13 protein-coding genes, 1 pseudogene and 2 riboswitches are annotated in these 22,231 nt (G+C 31.4%); of the genes and pseudogenes, 7 read left to right on the forward strand and 7 right to left on the reverse strand.

Annotated features, from left to right (window positions below; all coding sequences use genetic code 11):
* Positions 1 to 43 precede the first annotated feature (43 nt).
* Complete coding sequence (gene metF / locus KQI38_RS06600; RefSeq protein ID WP_216557187.1) at positions 44 to 928, reverse strand: methylenetetrahydrofolate reductase [NAD(P)H]; 885 nt, start codon at positions 926 to 928, stop codon at positions 44 to 46.
* Between the two features lie 111 nt (positions 929 to 1,039).
* The gene (locus KQI38_RS06605; protein ID WP_216557190.1) at positions 1,040 to 2,332 is read right to left on the reverse strand and encodes a homocysteine synthase; all 1,293 of its coding nucleotides are present in this window, start codon (positions 2,330 to 2,332) and stop codon (positions 1,040 to 1,042) included.
* 117 nt (positions 2,333 to 2,449) lie between these two features.
* Positions 2,450 to 2,565: riboswitch (SAM riboswitch) on the reverse strand.
* Between the two features lie 444 nt (positions 2,566 to 3,009).
* A riboswitch (SAM riboswitch) is annotated at positions 3,010 to 3,108 on the reverse strand.
* A 187-nt stretch (positions 3,109 to 3,295) separates the two neighbouring features.
* Between KQI38_RS06605 and KQI38_RS06610 the strand changes: the two genes are divergently transcribed.
* Positions 3,296 to 5,257 (forward strand): amidohydrolase family protein, encoded by a 1,962-nt coding sequence (locus KQI38_RS06610; RefSeq protein WP_308524681.1) that lies wholly within the window; start codon positions 3,296 to 3,298, stop codon positions 5,255 to 5,257.
* 50 nt (positions 5,258 to 5,307) lie between these two features.
* On the opposite strand, the gene KQI38_RS06615 is transcribed toward KQI38_RS06610, so the two are convergent.
* The 3 genes from KQI38_RS06615 to KQI38_RS06625 all read right to left on the reverse strand — a co-directional run bounded on the left by KQI38_RS06615 (position 5,308) and on the right by KQI38_RS06625 (position 8,844).
* Positions 5,308 to 6,741, reverse strand: a complete 1,434-nt coding sequence (locus tag KQI38_RS06615) for a sensor histidine kinase (protein ID WP_216557193.1) — start codon at positions 6,739 to 6,741, stop codon at positions 5,308 to 5,310.
* Between the two features lie 3 nt (positions 6,742 to 6,744).
* Positions 6,745 to 7,419: a response regulator transcription factor gene (locus tag KQI38_RS06620; RefSeq protein ID WP_201259789.1), complete on the reverse strand. Its 675-nt coding sequence runs from the start codon at positions 7,417 to 7,419 to the stop codon at positions 6,745 to 6,747.
* Between the two features lie 126 nt (positions 7,420 to 7,545).
* On the reverse strand, positions 7,546 to 8,844 hold the full coding sequence (locus KQI38_RS06625; protein ID WP_216557196.1) for a hypothetical protein: 1,299 nt from the start codon (positions 8,842 to 8,844) through the stop codon (positions 7,546 to 7,548).
* A 240-nt stretch (positions 8,845 to 9,084) separates the two neighbouring features.
* Between KQI38_RS06625 and KQI38_RS06630 the strand changes: the two genes are divergently transcribed.
* The 6 genes from KQI38_RS06630 (at position 9,085) to KQI38_RS06655 (ending at position 18,461) form a co-directional block, all read left to right on the forward strand.
* Positions 9,085 to 9,729, forward strand: a complete 645-nt coding sequence (locus KQI38_RS06630; RefSeq protein WP_216557199.1) for an undecaprenyl diphosphate synthase family protein — start codon at positions 9,085 to 9,087, stop codon at positions 9,727 to 9,729.
* Positions 9,730 to 9,793: 64 nt separating this feature from the next.
* Positions 9,794 to 10,462: an L-serine ammonia-lyase, iron-sulfur-dependent subunit beta gene (gene sdaAB / locus KQI38_RS06635; protein WP_216557202.1), complete on the forward strand. Its 669-nt coding sequence runs from the start codon at positions 9,794 to 9,796 to the stop codon at positions 10,460 to 10,462.
* Between the two features lie 4 nt (positions 10,463 to 10,466).
* Complete coding sequence (sdaAA, locus tag KQI38_RS06640) at positions 10,467 to 11,336, forward strand: L-serine ammonia-lyase, iron-sulfur-dependent, subunit alpha (RefSeq protein WP_216557205.1); 870 nt, start codon at positions 10,467 to 10,469, stop codon at positions 11,334 to 11,336.
* Positions 11,336 to 16,150 carry a cytidyltransferase gene (locus KQI38_RS06645; RefSeq protein ID WP_216557208.1) on the forward strand — a complete coding sequence of 1,605 codons (4,815 nt, stop codon included), beginning with the start codon at positions 11,336 to 11,338 and terminating at the stop codon, positions 16,148 to 16,150. The genes sdaAA and KQI38_RS06645 overlap by 1 nt, the downstream gene beginning before the upstream one ends.
* Positions 16,151 to 16,164: 14 nt before the next feature.
* Positions 16,165 to 17,415: a lactate dehydrogenase gene (locus KQI38_RS06650; RefSeq protein WP_216557211.1), complete on the forward strand. Its 1,251-nt coding sequence runs from the start codon at positions 16,165 to 16,167 to the stop codon at positions 17,413 to 17,415.
* Positions 17,412 to 18,461: an NAD(P)H-dependent oxidoreductase gene (locus KQI38_RS06655; RefSeq protein WP_094900840.1), complete on the forward strand. Its 1,050-nt coding sequence runs from the start codon at positions 17,412 to 17,414 to the stop codon at positions 18,459 to 18,461. Before KQI38_RS06650 ends, KQI38_RS06655 begins: the two co-directional genes overlap by 4 nt.
* A 6-nt stretch (positions 18,462 to 18,467) precedes the next feature.
* On the opposite strand, the gene KQI38_RS06660 is transcribed toward KQI38_RS06655, so the two are convergent.
* Together KQI38_RS06660 and KQI38_RS22960 are read right to left on the reverse strand one after the other, a co-directional pair.
* Positions 18,468 to 19,835, reverse strand: a complete 1,368-nt coding sequence (locus KQI38_RS06660; protein WP_216557214.1) for an MATE family efflux transporter — start codon at positions 19,833 to 19,835, stop codon at positions 18,468 to 18,470.
* 110 nt (positions 19,836 to 19,945) lie between these two features.
* Positions 19,946 to 22,197 (reverse strand): annotated as a pseudogene (locus tag KQI38_RS22960) (bifunctional dihydroorotate dehydrogenase B NAD binding subunit/NADPH-dependent glutamate synthase).
* Positions 22,198 to 22,231: the final 34 nt, after the last annotated feature.

The following is a 22,231-nucleotide window of genomic DNA, read 5'->3' on the forward strand; positions in this document are numbered from 1 at the left end:
ACTTTCAGTTCTCTTTAATGATGCTGTAACTACTCATTGATTATTAAATCACCTTTTTTCTATTTATGGAGCTTACTATAAATTCAATATTATTAGTTATACTTTTAGCTATATAAGGATTATTCATAGTATATAAATGAATTCCCTTAATCCCAGATGATGCTAAATCTACTATTTGTTCCAGTGCGAAGGCTATTCCAGCATCCCTTAAAGCAAGCTTATCATATTCATATTTATTCATAATTCTAAGGAACTTATTTGGAAGTGAAGCTCCGCAAAGGGAGATTACTCTTTCTATTTGCTTTTTATTTATTACTGGCATAATTCCTGCCTGTATTGGAGCTTTAATTCCTTTTTGTTCTGCCTTATCTAAGAGATTATAGAAATAGGAGTTATCAAAGAAAAGTTGAGAAATAAAATAATCTGCACCAGCCTCTTCCTTTAATTTAAGTATTCTAATATCTTTATCAATATCTTTTTTGCTTTCTATATGTCCCTCAGGATAGCAAGCGGCAGCTACTCCAAAATCTCCACTTTGTTTTATATATTGTATAAGTTCTTGAGAGTTATTGAACTCTCCTACTCCTATGCTTCCAATATCACCTCTTAGGGCTAATATGTTATTTATACCTTTCTCTTTTAGTTCTTCTAGTACACAATCCATATACTCTTTACTAGAACCTATACAAGTTAAATGTGCTAAAGATTCAATATTATATCTATCCTTCATTAAATGTGATAACTGACAGGTTCTGTTGTTGTTAACACTACCCCCTGCTCCATATGTAACACTTATATAATCAGGATTTAAAACACTTAATTCTTCTATGGTATCATATACTGTCTCTATTGGATAATCAGGCTTAGGGGGGAATATCTCAAAGGAAAAAACTAAGTTTTTCTTATCAAATAATTGTTTTATATTCATATTTGCCTCCTTTAATATCTCATTATAATATTTCAATTTTATATAGATAATTATTAGGCAAATTGCTAAAACTCTTGAAGTTCTAGCAATTTGTCTATAATATGTGCTGCTTTAAGATCTTACTGCTCTCTCAAGTGCTTGCTCAATGTCTTCTATTAAATCCTCTACATCTTCTATTCCTATTGATAATCTTATTAAGTCTGGAGCAACACCTGCTTTTATTTGGTCTTCCTCATTTAGCTGTGAATGTGTAGTACTAGCCGGATGAATGACAAGAGATTTTGCATCAGCCACATTTGCAAGGTGTGAAAATATCTCTAGTGATTCTATAAATCTCTTTCCTTCTTCAACTCCACCCTTTATTCCAAACGTAAATATAGACCCTGCTCCTTTAGGAAAATACTTCTTAGCAAGATAGTTGTATTTATTTCCTTCTAAGCTAGGATAATTTACCCAAGAAACTAAAGGATGTTTGTATAGAAACTCAGCTATTCTTTTTGCATTAGCCACATGCCTTTCAACTCTCAATGATAAAGTTTCAAGTCCTTGTAAGAATAAGAACGAATTGAATGGACTTAGGGCTGCACCAGTATCTCTTAAAAGCTGTACCCTAGCTTTTACAATATAAGCCGCTTCTCCAATATCTCTTGCATATACTAAACCATGATAGCTTGGATCAGGTGTATTGAATCCTAGAAACTTAGGGTTATTTAGCCAATTAAATTTTCCAGAATCAACTATTACTCCTCCTATTGAGGTCCCATGACCTCCAATGAATTTTGTTGCAGAGTGAACTACAATATCTGCTCCAAATTCTATAGGCCTTATGAGATACGGTGTACCAAATGTATTATCTATAATTAAAGGTATATTGTTTTCATGTGCAATCTTAGCCACAGCCTCAATATCAATAAGATTTATTCCAGGATTTCCTATACTTTCTATATAAACTGCCTTAGTATTCTCATTTATAGCCTTTCTAAAGTTTTCTGGATCATCTGGATCAACAAAAACTGTATTTATACCTAACTTTGGTAAAGTTGTAGAAAACAAAGTATGAGTGCCTCCATATAATGTACTTGCTGATATTATCTCATCTCTAACACCAGCAATATTCAAAATTGCATAAGTAATGGCAGCTGAACCAGAACCAACGGCTAATGCTCCAACTCCCCCTTCTAATGCTGCTATTCTCTTTTCAAAGGCATCAGTTGTTGGGTTCATTATTCTTGTATAAATATATCCTTCTTCTTTTAATGCAAATAGATTTGCTCCATGTTCAACACTGTCAAAAACATAGGATGTAGTTTGGTATATAGGCACTGCCCTAGATCCAGTAGTTTTATCAACTTCCTGTCCTGCATGTACTTGTAATGTATCAAATTTTAATTTTCTTTCACTCATTATAATCTCTCCTTTATTCAATAAAATTTATTTGCTACTAGATAATAAAAAACCTCCTTTCCTAATTTTTTAATATTAGATGAAAGGAGATTACACTCATAACAGTATGCAAACACCTTCTCATCTTTCTCTAAGTTCGATTGAACTTAGGGTAGGATTTGGCACCTTTTCAGATTAATCTGAAGGTTGCCGAAGTTTCACAGGGCCTTTCCCTCCACCTCTCTTGATAAGAATATTAAATTATTGAATTTTTAAAATTATACTTATCCATAATTTTTTCGCAGTTTCGCAACTCAAATCTATTTACTCGCTATGCTCGTATAGATTTGGTGCTCATTGCCTTTTTGTCCAACGAGCATATATATGCGAGTTGCAGACAAAACGGACAGCGAAGTGAACGCTAGTGAACGTAGAAATGAGCGAAGCAAATGGTGCGTTTGACCTACTAAAGCTCACAACCCTTATCTACCCCGTAGGGCATAATTCAGTGGTGTCCGCTAGGACCTATCGTTCGCTAAGTTAGGTCATTTCCCGCAGTTTCGCAACTCAAATCTATTTACTCGCTACGCTCGTATAGATTTGGTGCTCATTGCGTTTGACCTACTAAAGCTCACTATCGTTCGCTAAGTTAGGTCATAAAAAAACCTCTTTAGCTAAAAAGAGGTAAAATAATCGAAATCTTATCTCTCAGCTAATGCTGTAGGATTTAGCACCATGTAATTAATACTGGTTGCTGGGTTTCATAGGGCCTTTCCCTCCACCTCTCTTGATAAGTCTAATTTTAAATTAAGCTAATTATATTAGATAATGAAATAGATGTCAATAGTTGTTTTATATATTTAATTTTATTTTTAATAATTGAATTCCATTAATTGTCTTTGTTTTGTAAAGACTTCTTCTTTTCTTTATGATAAAATATTACATTATGAGACAAGCTATTTAAAAAAGAGAGGAAGTGTGCAAGTGAATCTCAAAAGAGTAATTTTTTTATCATTATCAATTATTATGTTGTTAAATATAATACCCGTTCAAACCTTTGCCGATAACCCGATTATATATGACATAGTCATAAAAGGTGGAACTGTTTATAATCCATCTACGGATCACGAACTTAAGGATTATAATATTGGAATAATTGGTTCTAAGGTAGAAAAAATAACCAAGGAAGAATTGAAAGGAGAAAAAGTAATTGATGCAGATGGTCTTGTTATTTCTCCTGGATTTGTAGACCTTATATCATATGATCCAAACTCTGTGGGTATAGAGTTAAAGGTATTGGATGGTGTAACTAGCAATCTAGCTATGCATGGTGGTACCGAGGATGCTGTCTCTTGGTATAGAGCTTGGGAAAAAAATGGAGTATTGGCTAACTTTGGGGCTTCATCTTTTGTTACAAGACATAGATGGCCTATTGTAGGATATGGCGTAGATACTGAAGTAACTAAGGAAGAGGATATACAAAAATTAGTAGATGTTGTAAGAAAAAATGTTGAAGCCGGTGCATTAGGCATTTCTTTTAGCTTTGAATATGTACCTGGAGTAAAAAATGAAGTTATTCCACTATTAAATTTAGCTAAGGAATATAATCTACCTACCTTCTATCATTTAAGACATTCAGATGAAGAAAAAGGCTTAGATGGCATTCAAGAAGTAATAGATTATGGAAAAGAAACTGGCGCTATAATCCATATTATGCATATCAACAGTACAGGCGGTACTTTTGTTATGGACAAGGCTTTGGATATGGTAAAAAAGGCTAAGGAGGAAGGCTTGGATATTACAACTTGTTTTTATCCATATGACTATTGGGCAACCTATATAGATTCAGCTCGTTTCCGTCCAGGCTGGCAAGATAGGTTCAAAATCACTTATGAAGATTTACAGATAGGCGGTACAGATATTAGAATTACAAAAGATACATTCGATAGGTATCGTCAGCAACATCTATTAGTTGCCGCCCATGGTTCCATGCCTGAATCAGAACTTATAATGCTCTTAAAAGACCCTGACACTATGATAGGAAGTGATACTATCATAGAGCCAAGCTATAATAATCATCCTAGAGGCGCTGGAACTTATAGCCGTGTATTTGGTAAATATGTTAGAGAAGAAAAAGTATTATCTATAATGGATGCAATAAAGAAAGTATCTTACCTCCCTGCTAAAAGAATGGAAAGTTCCGCTCCTTCTATGAAATATAAGGGTAGAATAGAAGTTGGAGGAGATGCAGATATTACTATATTCAATCCAGATACAATAATAGACAAATCTACTGTAAAAGATTCTGGTGCTCCTTCAGTTGGAATCGAATATGTACTCGTCAATGGGGTTATCGTAAAAAATAAAGATGGTATAGTTAAAGGAGTAAAACCTGGAAAACCTGTGAAATCCTACTTTGTAGACAAAACTCCTGATAATGAACCTATTGACTTCAAAATCAAAGTAGATGATAAAGAAGAAGTGTCTATGGAAAAAATATATAAAATTGATGATAAAATATATCTTCCTATAAGAGAAACCTTTGAAACACTAAATATTCCAGTTGAAAACTCAATAGATGGTAGTATAAATATCGGAAATATATTAAATTTAGAAATTGGAAGTAGAAAGGCTAATTTAAGAGAAAAAGAATTGCAATTAATAGGTGAACCAATTATATATAAAGAAAACACCTATATTTCTCTTGAAGATCTCAATATATTGTTAAATGAGGATTATGAAATAAATCAATCTGAAAACTTATTGGATTTAAAACTAATTGCGACAAAAGACGATGCTAGAGAAGCTTTTCAACATAGTGATGATGAAAAGCCAACAGAATCAAAAGAATCTCCATCAAAAAATAATAAAACTATATTTATTGTATACGGTGTTTCAGCTCTAATAATAGTTTTAGTATTATTAGGACTTAAACGAAAAAAATAACGATATAATCATTAAAATAATAGGGAAAATCTATAGATTTTCCCTATTATTTATTGTTCTATATTGATAAACTTAACTCTAAAACAAATTCTATCTTCGTAAATTTTATAGTCAATATATGCTTTGTTCTTTTCAGCTAATTCTTTACAAATGAATAATCCTAACCCTGAGCTCATCTGAGTATGTTCTCCATAATTATATTTAATAAATGGCTCTAAAAGTTTTTCTCTTATTTCCTTTGGAATAGGTAAAATTTTATTCTCTACAATAATACAGACATAATCTTCAGATTTACATTTAATGCTTATCTTTCCATCTTGACTATACTTAATTCCATTGTCAATCAAATTCTTAATTATAGTCCGTACCTCTTCCTTTATAGCAAAAATTATAGTATCATCACAATCAAAGCAGATATTAATTTTTTGCTTATTAAAAGTTAGCTCAAACTCATAGATTATTTTAGCTAATAATTCTTTAATGTTAAAACTTTCTGGTTCATATTCCTCTAATTGTTCACATCTAGCAACAACTAACATATTTTGAATAAGCTTATACATTCTTTCAGATTCAGCTATAATCCTGCTGTAAGCTCTTTCCGTTACTTCCTTGTCTAGGTTTCCTTTTTGCAATAATTGAGTATATCCTAAAATTGAAGTAATAGGAGTTTTCATTTCATGAGTTGCATAATTGAAGAAATCCCTAGATTCTTTCTCCAATTCTTCTATCTTTTTCTTTTCTAACTGTAGATATCTCATCTGCTCCATTATTTGATCTTCCATTTTATTAAAATGATCGATCAGTATGCCTATCTCATCATTATTCCTAGTTTTTAATCCATTAGAAAACTTACCTTGTCCTATAAAAGTCATGGCCGTTGCTAAATCGTTTAAAGGATCTGTTGTTTTCTTCAGCCAAATATAATTGACTAGAATCATCACTATAAATAGGATGAGTTGAATAAATATAATCCTTATCATCAAATTAACATTATTATTGTATTCATTTAAATAATTTTTTTGAAATGCAAAAATCCCTATGTAATCATCCTCAATATAAATAGGGTAAGAATAAGTAGCATATAATTTTATTTTTTGGTTGTGAATATATAATAATGATGATTTTTTATCGCTATCTAGAACTATATTTTCTACACTTTCCTCCTCTAGCAATTCCCCAGCGAATTGTCTGAAATTATCTTCAAAATAATTCATAGACAAATATATATCATATTGTTTACTGACAGTATTTAAGACAGACCATATCTCATTTTTATTATTTAAACTATTTTTTTCACTGCTAATAGGATATTGTCTCTTTATTTCAGAAAAAACAATGTCCCTTATCTTCTCCATATCATTTATAATGAAGGTTTGTAAATTATTTTCAAATATTCCCCATATAATCAAATTAATTAGAATAAGCACAATTATACTAATAAATACAATACCTACTGTAATTTTACCTTTAATAGTTCTTAACATCTTCTACCTCATAACATAGCCTGTACCAAATACAGTTTCTATGATGGTATCTCCAGGCATTTTTAATTTAGCTCTGATCCTTCTAATATGTACATCCACTGTCCTAGCATCTCCATAATAATCATATCCCCACACTCTATCTAGAAGTTCTGGTCGTGAAAATACTTGATTTCTATGATTAAGTAAATAGAAAAATAGTTTAGACTCTTGCCTCTTTAGCTCTATCTCTTTTCCATTCTTAAATACCCTTTCCCCCATTATATCTACCTCTATATCTCCTTTTAATCTCATTATCTGTTCAGTAAATGAGGATTTATCTTTTTCTAAGCTTCTAAACAATGCTTTTATTCTAACTATAACTTCCCTTATTTCAAATGGCTTTACAATATAGTCATCTGCTCCTAATTCTAATCCAACAATCCTATCAAAGATATTATCTCTAGCTGTAATCATAATCACCAAATAATTATTTGATATCTCTCTGCATATTTCAAAACCATCTATATCTGGTAGCATAAGGTCTAATAAGACCAACTCTGGATTAAAACTTTTTATTGCATCTAATGCAGATCTACCATTAAATACACTTTTGACCTCATATCCTTCATCTATTAATGCTATAGTTAAGATATCATTGATTGAATATTCATCTTCAACTACCAATATTTTTTTACTCATTATACTCACCCTAATCTTCGTAATGATTATATAAGCACTTTAAAATGAGTATAACTATATTTTATTATACTCATTTTAATTGTATCTTAAATTTATCCCACCATCAATGTCTATACTTATATTAAATCAATCATCACTATATTTAATATAGTATTTTTGATATATCATCTTTTCCGTTGTTAATACACCTTTCATCTTATTTATTTCCATAGCATCAAACATCTCTTTTCCATCTTCACTAATTACAATCCACTTATTTAAATACCACTGCTCTGATTCTTCTTTAGGCTCCTCCTCGAGTATGGCATTCATTTCATCATGTAATACCTGTTTTAGATACCTCTTTACAGGTATTACAACTCTATCATTTATCTTAAACTCTTCTATCAGCAATATATTATGTCCCACATACTCAGCATATATATTTATTTCCTTAGGCGCTTCAAGTAATAAATTATATTGATTAGTCTTAAAATTTAATTTACCAATATAAATAGTTTTAAATAAATATCCCTCTACATTTTTATCCATAAACAATATCATCTCGTCATTATCTTTCATTACAGCCTCTATCTTGTCTGCCTTACCATATCTGTTTAAGTCAATATATTCTTCTAAATCATAATATTCATCCTTAAAAACTATCTTATATATTTTAAAATCTTTATCATCTACCCAGACTAATGATTGCAAGGCATTCACATAATAAATTGCCCCCTCTCTTTCCTCATTTTTCATTTTATATATTTTATTATTTTCTATATCATATATATATCTTTTCCAATCACTTCCATCATTAATTATTCCCTCACTAATAATTAAGTAATTTTCATTTTCTGAAACTGGCCGTATAAAGTAAAGCTTATGACGACTATCACCTTTTAACTTATTTACTACATCCGTTAATTCTGGCCAAGGTTTAGGAATATCCTCAACCTTGTAATCTACAGTAAATACCACATCTTCCACAAAATTAATAAATTTTGTATCCTGCGGATAAACCTTTGAATGACGTCCTTGGAGGTAATTATGATACATCTTAGAAGTTCTTACTAAATTATTATCTTTATCTATTTTATATAGATATTCCATTTGAGCCTCTCGTTCCAAATCCGAATGGTTTGAATATCCATGTCCTTCCCAAAAATATCCATATACTTCCCCTTGATAATAGAAACATGGATAAAAATAGTATCCTTCCTCTAATTGAAACTCTACTGTTTTTGAAGTTACATGCTCTATAGAGTTAGAATTCACAGCCTTACTATTTTTATAATTCTTAGAACTACCACCTTCTTTATCATTCACACTTACATCATCTTCGATTACAACTCTTTTTGCATTATATTGTTTCTTTTCTTTACAACCAGTTAATCCAATAGTTAAACCTAAGATTATGGCTATTAATACTATCTTTTTATTCATCTCTTATCCCTCCTAATCCGTATCTTATCATAAAATTATTACAAACTAGGTTGAAGATGTTACCAGATTATTAACTTTTTGTACTTATATAGCTGTGGGCAATTACTCATAGTCTTTAATTTATGTATCATACGCGACTGACTTAATAAATAGTGTTAAACTATTTCGAAACCTTTTATGAATTCTTTTATTTTTTTATGGAATACTAAGTTTAACAAAATTTAGGAGGTAATATTAGTTATGAGAATTCCGAATCATATAGGTGTGATTCCAGATGGAAATAGACGGTGGGCTGTAGATCAAGGAATGACTAAGGAGAAAGGATATAATAAAGGTTTAAATCCTGGTCTAGAATTGTTTAAACTTTGCGAAGAAATTGGGATAAAAGAAATTACCTACTACGGTTTTACAGTAGATAATACTAAGAGACCTAAATTTCAAAGACTTGCATTTACAAAAGCTTGTATTGATGCAGTCAATATGCTATCTAAAGAAAATGCTGATCTCTTAGTCTTAGGAAATACGGAATCAGATATGTTTCCCAAGGCTCTTTTACCCTTTGCACTCAAAAGGCAACGATTTGGAACTGGTGGAATTAAAGTGAATTTTTTAGTTAACTATGGTTGGCAATGGGATCTAAAAGACTATTTTTTAGAAGGAGAAAACAAATCTGATTTATTAAGTACAATAAAATCTCGGGATATATCTAGAGTTGATATGATAATTAGATGGGGTGGTCGAAGAAGACTTAGCGGTTTTTTACCGCTGCAATCAGTCTATTCAGATTTTTATATAATTGATGAATACTGGCCAGATTTTAAACCTGAACATTTTTATGGAGCATTAGAATGGTATAATAATCAAGATATTACTCTTGGGGGTTAAACTTATTGCGAAATTGGGTATAAAATGATAGAATTAGTAGACTATCAAAATAGGGGGTAATGCAATGAAAGATTATGGAGTGTTTGATATACTTGGTCCAGTTATGATTGGTCCATCAAGCTCACATACTGCTGGTGCTGCTAGATTAGGTAAAATTGCTAAAGATATTGTTGGTACTGAGTTTCATAAGGTAGTTTTCTATTTACATGGTTCATTTGGTAAAACCTTTGAAGGCCATGGTACTGACAAAGCCTTAGTAGCAGGTATTCTTGGAATGGACCCCTCTGACGAAGAACTTAGAGATTCTTTTGAGATTGCAAAGTCTAAAGGCATAGATTTTGAGTTTATAGAAGCTGATCTAGGTTATCAACATCCAAATACTGTAAAAATAGTTTTTAAGTTTGAGGATAAAGAGGACATTTATATTATAGGTTCATCTATTGGCGGTGGAAGCATATTAATTACAGATATCAATGGAAATAAAGTAGAATTTAGTGGAGATTATCCAACTATCATTATTAAATATATAGATCAAAAAGGTGTCATATCTCGTATTAGCTCAATCCTTTCAACTAGTGAAATCAATATTGCTACAATGAAAGTAACAAGGGAAAATGATATTGCTACTATGGTGGTAGAAACAGACTCTGATATTAATAAAAAAGTTGTAGATGAAATCGATCAATTAAACGAAATAATATACATTAAAGGGATAAATCCAATCAAGAGGTGATTTTATGTTTAATAAAGCTGAAGAGCTAATAAAATTATGTAACGAAAATAACAAGAGAATATCTGAAATAGTAATTGAAAAGGAAATTAAAAACGCTGATATTTCATACGATGAATTGATGAATAGAATGAGAGACACCTTATCTGTAATGAAAAGTTCTGCCACATCTGCCTTAGATAAAGAAGTGAAATCCGTTAGTGGACTAACTGGCGGCGACTCTAAAAAAGTTGAAGAATATAAGAATTCTGGAAATACTTTATCTGGTAGTTTGATAGTATCTGCTATGGCTAAGGCACTATCTACATCGGAGATAAATGCTTCTATGGGTAGAATAGTTGCAGCTCCAACAGCTGGTGCTTCAGGAATTGTGCCCAGCGCATTATTATCCGCTAAAGAAAAGTTAAATCTAACAGATGATCAACTTATTATGGGTCTTTTCACAGCCGCGGGTATTGGAGAAATCGTAGCCAAAAATGCAACAGTTTCTGGGGCTGAAGGTGGTTGTCAAGCGGAATGTGGGACTGCCGCTGCTATGGCGGCAGCTGCTATTGTAGAAATGGCTGGCGGAACACCTGAATCTTCTTTTAATGCCGCATCCTTTGCATTAGTTAATATAATGGGTCTTGTATGTGATCCTATAGGTGGATTAGTAGAATATCCCTGTGCTCTTCGAAATGCATCTGGTGTTGTAAATGCACTTACTTCTGCTGATTTAGCATTGGCTGGTGTAAAATCATTAGTTCCCTTTGATGAAGTAGTTGAAGCTATGTATAAAGTGGGTAAACTATTGCCAGAATCATTGAGAGAAACTGCATTAGGAGGTGTTGCCACTACCCCGACAGGCGAGAGACTTAGAAGGGAGATTCAACACTAATGAAAGAAATTATTAATAATTTTTTTAATAAGGAAATAGATAAAGGTTATTTAGTAAAATATAAAGAAACTCTTCTCAAATATATTAGTAACGAAAAGTTTCAAAACCAATTAGACTTTAAATTTGAAGACAGAAACTTTTCTGTCTTTTCTTTATTAGATCTATTCTTAGATTATTTTAATGAATATAATCCAGATACACAGGAAAATTGGTTAAAATCCATATTTAATTGGGTTATTAATAAATCATTTCCCCATAAGGGCATAAAGGATTTTAACCCTAATTTAACTTCCTTATATGAATTTTTCGTAAGATCTATGAATTATTTTATAGTAGAACTAAAACTTTTTGATAATAATTTTATTGAAAAATATCCTATTTCTTTTTTAACTGGTGAAGAAGAGCTGAATAAGAATATATCTAAAGAATATTTTATATTTAAAAGTATATTTAATAATTGTTATATTAATGAGCTAATGCATTTAGATATGGCAATCACTGGTCATAACACTCTAGACCATGTAATAGGAGTAAATCATCTTAGTATGTATATAGCAAGACAACTTTATGCTATTGGTCTTCCTGTAGATTTAGGGGTTGTGGCAGGAGCCAGCCTAGGACATGATATAGGTAAATATGGAGTATTAGATGAAGATAGTAAAAGAGTTCCTTACCTTCACTATTATTATACTGAAGAATGGTTTAAAAGATTTAAAATGGATAAAATTGGACATATTGCAACTAATCATTCAACTTGGGATTTAGAATTAGAGACATTGCCTATTGAATCTCTAATACTTATATATTCGGATTTTAGAGTTAAAAACAAAGTTGAAAACAATGATTATAATATGCATATATTCTCCTTAGAAGAATCCTTTGATGTAATACTCCAAAAATTAGACAATGTAGACGAAACCAAAGAAAATAGATATAGAAAAGTATATAAGAAATTAAAAGATTTTGAAGATTATATTATATCCTTGGGAATAGACACTACATTAAATGGTTCTTTAACAGAACCATTTAAAAAACCATTTGAGTTAATGAATAAGCAAGAGGTAATCAGTAATATAAAATATATGTCTATAGAACACAATATCAATTTAATGTCTAGACTAACAGATAGTGTTTCTTTTAATACTATTATAGAAATGGCAAGGGGAGAAAATAATTGGAGGAAACTTCGACTCTATCTCCAAATCTTCAAAGAATACTCAACTTATTTAACGCAAAGTCAGAAAATCACTACATTACATTTTCTATCAGATTTGCTTCTTCATACTGGAGATGATATTAGAAAAGAAGCTGCTGAGCTGATTGGTAAGTTAATTGCACTATTTGATGAAGAATATCGAAAGGAATTGCCAAAGTCAATAAAATTTAACGCTCGATCAAAGCCTTCAGAAGACTTGCTAGATGAATTTCTAAATAATTTATTGTTTCCTGACCATAAAATTGCAGATTCTCAACGAGAATGGCTTTATAATCTAAAAAATACAATAAAATCTTTATTTGAGGAATCTCACAAGTCCAATCATAGAAAATATTTTGATATCTTAGCTAAATACTATGATGACTATGCTAATTTATCCATCATAGGACAGTTCTATTTATCACAAACAATTGACTATATACCAATTCCCAGTCTAGATGAGAAAAGACTATTTAAATTATTCACCTATACATTAAAACAATTAGATTCAGATAATATGGAGATAAGACTAACTACTTTAGATAGTATATCACAGATGTTAATAAATACAGATAACGTTATATTTATAGCTTCTATTAGGAATTGGCTTATAGCAAATTTAAACAAGTCCCCTATCTTAGGAGAAAACTATTTAAAATATATAATAGGGAAAAAGATAAATATCTCTCCTAATTATCAAGTAATATTAAGTAAAAATTATAGTGAAAATGAAACCTCAGAAATTTTTCTTCAAAATTTAAAAACTGCAACTGAGTGGGTAAAAAAGAAAATAAATATAGATATGCTTTATGACCAAGTAGTTAAGAACCCTTCTGCTAAAGGGCTTCATACTGCAATGCATCTATGTAATATACTTAAGGTAAGTGCTATAGAGAGGGTTAGAAATTATAGTGGCATTACCCTATTAAATATATTTCATCTATTATCATTAGAAGAGAGAAATGATGTGGCTATAGAGCTTTTAAGAGCCTTGGAAATGGATTCTTATCAATTTGCAAAATTTATTCCTCTTTATTTAGGTCAATTGCTATTATACTTGCCTCCTAAAGAATTAGATGAAATCATAGATGATTTTGAAGATAAAATTAAAATATCTAGCATAAGTGTTGTCTTCTTGCTTCTAAATACTATAGCCATATGTATAGAAAACTATAAATCTTATATAACTAAATTTGAAGAAGAATCACAAATTCATAACCATAGAATAGACAGACTTCTAGGCTTATTCTCCATAGCTATGGCTTCCTATAATAATGATATAAAAAATGAATCTCTAAGGGTTTTAAGCTCTACTCTATTTAAATCGAATATCTTAAGTTTGGATGAAAAATATAATATATTCAATAAGATCGGAAAAAAAATCTTAACTCTTTTAGATGATAATAGAGAAGATGATTTCTTATTCTATAATAATGCAGCTTCACTAAATCATATATACAGATTTATATCAGACTACGAGTTTTTCCACGGTTCTTTAGAACCAGTTGATGATCAAAATATAGCATTTTTCCCAGGTAGCTTTGATCCATTCTCCCTAGGCCATAAGGAAATAGCTATTGAAATAAGAGATCAAGGATTCCAAGTATATTTGGCAGTAGATGAATTCTCATGGTCCAAACGAACTGAACCTCATAACTTTAGAAGAAATATTGTAAATATGAGTATTGCAAATGAAAAGGATATTTATTTATTTCCAAAAAACACACCAATAAATATCAGTAATCCAATAGATTTAGACAGCTTAAGAAAATTATTTCCTAAAAAGGAAGTATATATTGTAGTTGGCTCTGATGTCTTAATCAATGCAGCTGCATATAAAAAAGAGAGTATTATTTTGGATTTTCCTCACATAATTTTTGATAGGAAATCTAGTATTTCTAAAGATGATGACGAGAAAACTCTAGAGAAAAGTATTAAAAATATAAGATCTAAAGTCATTAGACTCTCTCTACCTCCTAGATATGAAGATATTAGCTCAACGCAAATAAGACAAAATATAGATTTAAATAGAGATATATCAAAATTTATAGATCCCCTAGCAGAATCTTATATCTATAACTATGGACTATATCTAAGGGAACCACAATACAAAACATTGATTCAATCTAAAATAATTGAAATAGAAACTATAAGGAACCTGAATCAAAATATTTTAGAAGAAATAAAAGAACAGTTTGGAGATGCAATAGACATAAATCATTTTAATTCTCTTAGAAAAAAACTAAATTATAGAATTCTATTAGTAAGGGATTCTGTAACTAATAATCTATTAGGCTTTTCTAGTTTTTATTGGGTTCGCCAAAATATGCTATATGATGAATTCCATGATTCAAATATCACAGACTATATAAGGAAAAATGCAAAGGGAAGGATTATCTTAATATCAGGAATATGTGTTCAAAACGATGATGAATATTTCGTAGAGATAGTTCTAAACGAAACATTATCTTTAGCTATAACTAGAGATTACAATTATGCTTTATATAATAACTCCTTACTGAAGAATAAAAATTCTGAGGTTGAAAGACAGTTATTATTGCAAGGCTTCCTAATGACAGATTTTGTATATAATGAAAACTCTCTGTTTATAGTGGATATGAATAATCCAATGACTTTGAATCTAGACTTAGAAAATATGTTGAAGCCTCCATATAGCACTGATACAAAAATACTGGAAACCATAAGAAATACTAGAAACAAACTTAAAGAAGTCTTATCTGCTCTTTATCCAGGTGAGCTCTTACTTACCTATAATAGGGATATGACTTATAGTAAATTGATTCAAAAAATTTGTGATGCAAATGAAGTAAGTATAATTCCATCACCAATTAAAGAATTTGGTCCTAATATGTGTGTACCATTTGGCTCAATATTAAACAGCAGTATAATACCAAATACAGTTACTAAAACTATGCACACAGAAAAAATATTCGAACCTGATATTGTTAATTTTACAGTAGGCTCATCTCCTTACTATTTATCCCTAGAAGAACAGGCTAAGGTATTAAAATCTTTTAATAAGCCCGTCATATTAGTTGACGATTTACTTAGTAAAGGCTATAGAATAAATGTCATAGAACCAATTTTAAGAAATGCAGGTGTAGAAATAAGAAAAATTATAGTAGGCATACTTTCTGGAAAAGGAAAAGAAATAGGTGAAATAAAAGGTATAGAATTAGATTATGCCTACTTTATACCTAATCTAAAGCTGTGGTTTAATGAAAGTAGTCAATATCCCTATATAGGTGGGGATATGGTAGGAGATAGTATCTTAGAATCATTTTCAATCCCTAGTATCAACATGATTTTACCCTATGTATCGCCTAGATTCATAAAAAATACTAAAAACGATGCAATATATAATCTATCAGAAATTTGCCTAGAAAATAGTCTTAGTATTTTTAAAGCAATAGAAGAAGTCTATCAATCAGTCAATGAAAAGAACCTTAGCATTAAAGGCTTAGGAGAAGTTCTCGTATCACCAAGACATCCAGATATAAATAAAAATATGGACTTAAATAAAAATATTAAACCTTCTACTTATATAGAGATGGACTTACAATATTTAAGAAGATTAGAAAATATCATAAGACGATAAATAAGGGGGATTATATGTTTAAGTACTATAAACTTGAAGATAAATATCTATTTTCCAAATTTGATTATAATAATCTAGCAAAATCATCTGAAAAAGAAATGAAAAATACTGATGGATTAATGTATTTTCTTAATCAATTACCTCAAATGAATTCTAGAAAATATTTTTCTATATCTCATCCCTCCCTATTAAATTTAAAGGATGAAGGATTAAATATATTGAAATTGGAAAATAGGAATTCAGTAGATAATATTCCAGATTGGATTCTAAAGAAAATTGAAAATAAAAAGCTAGTAGCAGTAAATACAAATTATCCAAACTGGAAAGATGTATTAAATAAATCTATAAAGAAAAAATGGAGATTAAACCTTATAGCATTGGGAGATGTAGGCAGTACCTTAACCTTGGGTCTTCGGCTCCTTGGAGGAGACTGCATTAGTAAAATAGGCATATATGATAGAGACATCAATAGATTAAAACGATGGGAATATGAACTTAATCAAATAAGGCGTCCCTTTGATGAACTTGCATTTCCTGCAGTAGAAATTATTGATGAGAAAGATTTATTCAATTGTGATATCTTTGTTTTCTGTGCTTCAAAAGGAATACCTCCTGTAGGAAGCAATGTAACTGACGTTAGAATGGCACAGTTTGAATCAAATTCTGAAATCATAAAGAAATATGCTAGAATGGCAAGAGATGCTAGATTCCAAGGCATATTTGCAGTAGTATCTGATCCTGTAGATTTACTTTGCAAAGTAGCTTTCCTTGAAAGTAATAAGGACGAATCTGGAAATATGGATTTCTATGGATTATCTGCAGACCAGATAATAGGATATGGCCTTGGAGTTATGAATGGCAGAGCTTGCTTCTATGCAGAAAAATCTCTTGAAATGATTCATTATCTTAAAGAAGGAAGAGTCTTTGGTCCTCACGGTGAAGGACTAATTGTAGCAGATAGTATAGAAAACTATAATGAAGAAATTTCAAATTATTTAACTAATAAAACTATACATGCAAACAAAGAAGTAAGGGAATTTGGGTATAAGCCTTTTGTTGCTCCGTCCATTTCTTCTGGTGCACTATCCCTTATAGCTACAATTAAAGGAGATTGGTTTTATGGCTCCACTTATATGAGAGAAGTATATATGGGAGCCAAATGTAGACTATTACCTTCTGGCATTGAAGTGGAACAACTGAACTTACCTGAATCATTAGTAAATCGATTGGAAGAAACTTATAGCAAATTGGCGGCGATAATATGAAAAAAATTTTGGTTATAATGCCTGAAAAACCTAGCACCCTATTATTTAATATGATGACTGAGGTATTAGGCAATGAAGAATTTTCCATAATAACCTCAGCTAATGAATTGGAAAATTTACAAAATAAAAAGATATTATTTGTATTGGAATTAAATGAAATTGGCGCATCTAATACATTAAATAATATTTTTTTGGAGCTCTATAATAGGGGAAGAGATTCTTTGCTTAACTCCGAAGGCGCATTATTAATCCATAATAATTATAATATATTATTTACAAAAACTACGGCTCAATCTATTATACTTCTTGCGAATAACTTAGGATGCAGCTTTATGGGAAGACCTCTTGTAGAGGCCACAGCTAAGCTGGAAAATTTTATATCTATGGAAAAAGTATACAATATGTCTTTAGAAGATATATGCTTACAACAATGCAAGGATTTAGGCAGTAGGTTTTTAAAAGATCATACCACTAATAATGAAAGGGAAAAAAAAATATTAGTATTACATTCAAGTAATAGAGAGATATCAAATACTCTTATGCTCTGGGATATGGTAAAGTCCTACTTACATGAAATTGAAATATCTGAGATAAATGTCGGCAATGGAAATGTACTAGATTGTAAAGGATGCCCCTATAAAACTTGTAAGTATTTAGGTAAGCAGACTAGGTGTTTCTATGGAGGAATAGTGGTAGAAGAGGTGTATCCAGCCATACTTAGGTCAAACTCCATATTATTCATATGTCCTAACTACAACGATATGGTAACTGCAAATCTTGTGGCCACCATAAATAGACTTACAGCTCTCTATAGACAAACTAAATTCTATGATAAAACTATATTCTCTATTATAGTATCTGGCTATTCCGGAGGAGATGCTATAGCAAAACAATTAATATCTAGCTTAAATATGAATAAGACTTTTAGACTCCCTCCTTATTTTTCACTTATGACAACAGCTAATGATAAAGGAGCTATAAAAGAAGTACCAAATATAGAAAATTTAGCAAAAGAATTTGCACATAAGATAAATAGCCTCAATTGAGGCTATTTATCTTATAGTAATATATTTCCATTTATTAGTTCTAAATCTAATTGAAATAAAGGCCCATCTTATTCCCTGGTCAACTAACACTGATAACCAAGCTCCTTGAAGTCCCATTCCCATTTTAATAACAAATATATAAGCAAAAATTAACCTGATTACTAAGATTCCTAGAAAGGTAGATATAAGGGTCCATACTGTATCACCTGCACCTCTAAGTCCACCAGCAATAATTAGCTGCGAACACTGAAAAGGCTGAATAAATGCCACAAGTTTCAATACCTTGCCTGCTTGCACAACTACTTCCTGATTATCAGTATACAGCCCTGCTATAAATGATCCAAATAGAAAGAATACAATACCCATACCTGCTGCTATTACAGCACCTATTCTCATACACATCTTTATGTATTCCTCCGCCTTATCTGGCTCTTCTTCTCCTAAGCTTCGCCCTGCCAAAGTTGATGCTGATATACCAAATGCCTGCCCCGGAGTAAATGATAGATTAAGTATACTAATACAAATTTGATGGGTTGCATAGGCTACTGTACCTAGAGAAGCTATAATCTTTGTAAAAACCAACATTCCTGCTCTCATAGCAAGTTGCTCCCCTGAAGCTGGTAATCCAATTTTAATTAAGTTGTATATTATGTCTTTATCGAACTTAAATTTCTTCTTTAACTTTATATGAACTATATTCTTTTCATTTAATACAACTCTAGTTAGCAATATACTTGCTACCACCTGTGATAGAGATGTTGATATACCTGCTCCTAACACACCTAACCTTGGAAATCCAAATAAACCGTAAATCAAAATAGCATTACCAACAACATTTAATAAATTAGATATAATATTTATTTTCATAGGTGTCTTCGTGTCCCCTGACCCTCTTAAAGAAGCAAAAATAGAAAAATTAAAAGCTTGAAATATAAATCCCAAGGCAATTACTCTAAAATAACCCCTGCCTATTAGAAGAGTATCTTCATGTGCACCAAAGAACTTCATGGCGGTATCTGTCATACCTAGACCTATAAACAATATAGGAATAACTAAAAGTATCTGAGTTAATATCATGACATGCTTTACAACAGATTCAATCCTATCTTCTCGCTTTGCTCCTATATAACGAGCTACCATAGTTGTAGCTCCAATATTTAAAGATTGTACTAAAGCTAATCCTAAAAACACTAGCTGATTAGTAACACCAACTGCAGCAATAGATGCAGCAGTAGTAGCAGCATCTCCTGATCTGCCTAGCATCATCATATCCACCATACCAAATAGAGTACCCATTAGTAATTCTATAAATACAGGCCCTGCTATTTTCACTATTTCCTCTCTTAGATGTTTTTTATCCAGACTAGACTCCATTCACAAATCACCTTTACTTTCCCTTATTTAATTCGATACTCTAAATATTATAACATAAAGAATTAAAAAAATAAACTCTCTAAAGGAGAGTTTACTTTCATACTTAATTACTATTTATTCTTTGATTTTATATATTCATCCATAGCCTTAGCTGCATCTTTGCCAGCACCCATAGCTAAGATTACAGTAGCTGCACCTGTTACAGCATCCCCACCTGCAAATACACCTTCTCTTGATGTTTGACCGCTTTCATCAGCTACTATACATAGATGGTTATTTACTTCCAAGCCTTCAGTAGTTGAAGAAATTAGTGGATTTGGTGATGTACCTAATGACATAATAACAGTGTCTACTTCAAATTCAAACTCTGAACCTGCAATCTCTCTAGGTCTTCTTCTACCTGATGCATCTGGTTCACCTAATTCCATTCTCACACATTTAAGAGCCTTTACCCAGCCATTTTCATTTCCAATTACTTCGATTGGGTTTGTAAGAAGTTCAAATATAATTCCTTCTTCCTTAGCATGATGAACCTCTTCAACTCTTGCAGGCAATTCTGCCTCTGTTCTTCTATATACTACATATACTTCTGCTCCTAGTCTCTTAGCTGTTCTAGCAGCATCCATAGCAACGTTTCCACCACCAACTACCGCTACTTTCTTCCCAACCTTAATAGGTGTATCAAAATCTTCTCTAAATGCTTTCATTAGGTTATTTCTAGTTAAAAACTCATTAGCAGAGAATACTCCATTAAGGTTTTCTCCTGGAATATTCATAAACTTAGGAAGTCCTGCTCCTGAACCTATAAATACAGCTTCATAACCTTCTTCAAATATTTGATCTATAGTAATAGTTCTACCAACTATGACATTAGTCTCAATTTTAACGCCTAATTTTTTCAAGTTATTTATTTCATTTTTAACTACAGTTTCCTTTGGAAGTCTAAACTCTGGAATACCATATACCAATACTCCACCTGGTTCATGAAGAGCTTCGAAAATAGTTACTTCATATCCTTCCTTTGCTAATTCACCCGCACATGTAACTCCTGCAGGACCTGAACCTATAACGGCTACTTTATGTCCATTACTTGGCTTAGCCTTACCAACTTCAATATTATTTTCTCTAGCCCAGTCAGCAGCAAATCTCTCTAATTTACCTATTGCAACTGCATCTCCCTTATTTCCTAAGACACATTTTTGCTCACATTGAGTTTCCTGTGGACAGACTCTACCACAAACTGCTGGAAGAGCTGAATACTCTGCTAAAACTTGAGCAGCTTCACCAAAATTACCCTCTGCAATATGTTTAATAAATCCTGGTATATCTATAGATACTGGACAATTTCCTCTACATAGAGGTTTTTTACATTGTAAACATCTCTTCGCTTCACGAACAGCTTCTTCTTCAGTATATCCTAAACATACTTCTTCAAAATTATGATTTCTTACCTGGGGATCTTGTTCCGCAATGGGAGTTCTCGTAAATCTATCCATTATTTTCTGGCCTCCTCTATTTTGCATGTAGTTGCTTCATCTTTCTTTATTTCTTCAGTCTTATATTGTCCTTGTCTTTTTAAAGCTTCATCAAAATCAACAAGATGACCGTCAAACTCAGGTCCATGAACGCATGCAAATTTAGTTTCATTGCCTACTGTAACTCTACAAGCACCACACATACCTGTACCATCTACCATTATAGGGTTAAGTGATACTACTGTAGGAATATCTAATTTCTTAGTTGTTAGTGCAACAAATTTCATCATTATCATAGGTCCAATTGCAATACATACATCGTATTCTTTACCTTGATTATTTACTAATTCTTCTATGTAATTAGTAACTAAACCATGGAATCCATAGGAACCATCATCTGTTGCAACATATAGGTTACCAGCAACTGATTTTAGCTTGTCCTCTAAGATAACTAAATCCTTAGTCTTTGCTCCCATTATAACATCAGCTTCTACTCCGTGCTCATGTAACCATTTTACTTGAGGATATACAGGTGCAGTACCAACTCCACCAGCTACAAATAGTATTCTTTTCTTCTTTAATTCTTCGATGTCTTCATTTACAAACTCTGATGGGATTCCTAATGGTCCGACAAAATCCTTTACGTAGTCACCTTTTTCTAATATAGCAAGTTTTTTAGTGGAACTACCCATAGATTGAACAACTATTTGTACTGTTCCTTTTTCTTTATCGTAATCACAGATTGTTAGAGGTACTCTTTCACCTGTTTCATTGGCAATTACGATAACAAATTGTCCTGGATTAGCTGAATTTGCTACTCTTGGTGCCAAAATATCCATTGAGAAAATATTTGGAGCAAGAATTTCTTTTTCGACAATTTTATACAATTGCATTTCCCCCTTATAATATAATTTATTTAAG

This window comes from Tissierella carlieri (assembly GCF_018917285.1).
Classification (GTDB): Bacteria; Bacillota; Clostridia; order Tissierellales; family Tissierellaceae; genus Tissierella; species Tissierella carlieri.

What these genes read in the sequence shown, in the direction of transcription:
- sdaAB (WP_216557202.1), top strand. Translation starts at nt 9,794, where the DNA reads ATGAAAGATTATGGAGTGTTTGATATACTTGGTCCAGTTATGATTGGT.
- KQI38_RS06655 (WP_094900840.1), top strand. Translation starts at nt 17,412, where the DNA reads ATGAAAAAAATTTTGGTTATAATGCCTGAAAAACCTAGCACCCTATTA.
- KQI38_RS06660 (WP_216557214.1), bottom strand. Translation starts at nt 19,835, where the DNA reads ATGGAGTCTAGTCTGGATAAAAAACATCTAAGAGAGGAAATAGTGAAA.
- KQI38_RS06605 (WP_216557190.1), bottom strand. Translation starts at nt 2,332, where the DNA reads ATGAGTGAAAGAAAATTAAAATTTGATACATTACAAGTACATGCAGGA.
- KQI38_RS06630 (WP_216557199.1), top strand. Translation starts at nt 9,085, where the DNA reads ATGAGAATTCCGAATCATATAGGTGTGATTCCAGATGGAAATAGACGG.
- sdaAA (WP_216557205.1), top strand. Translation starts at nt 10,467, where the DNA reads ATGTTTAATAAAGCTGAAGAGCTAATAAAATTATGTAACGAAAATAAC.
- KQI38_RS06625 (WP_216557196.1), bottom strand. Translation starts at nt 8,844, where the DNA reads ATGAATAAAAAGATAGTATTAATAGCCATAATCTTAGGTTTAACTATT.
- KQI38_RS06650 (WP_216557211.1), top strand. Translation starts at nt 16,165, where the DNA reads ATGTTTAAGTACTATAAACTTGAAGATAAATATCTATTTTCCAAATTT.
- KQI38_RS06615 (WP_216557193.1), bottom strand. Translation starts at nt 6,741, where the DNA reads ATGTTAAGAACTATTAAAGGTAAAATTACAGTAGGTATTGTATTTATT.
- KQI38_RS06620 (WP_201259789.1), bottom strand. Translation starts at nt 7,419, where the DNA reads ATGAGTAAAAAAATATTGGTAGTTGAAGATGAATATTCAATCAATGAT.
- KQI38_RS06645 (WP_216557208.1), top strand. Translation starts at nt 11,336, where the DNA reads ATGAAAGAAATTATTAATAATTTTTTTAATAAGGAAATAGATAAAGGT.
- metF (WP_216557187.1), bottom strand. Translation starts at nt 928, where the DNA reads ATGAATATAAAACAATTATTTGATAAGAAAAACTTAGTTTTTTCCTTT.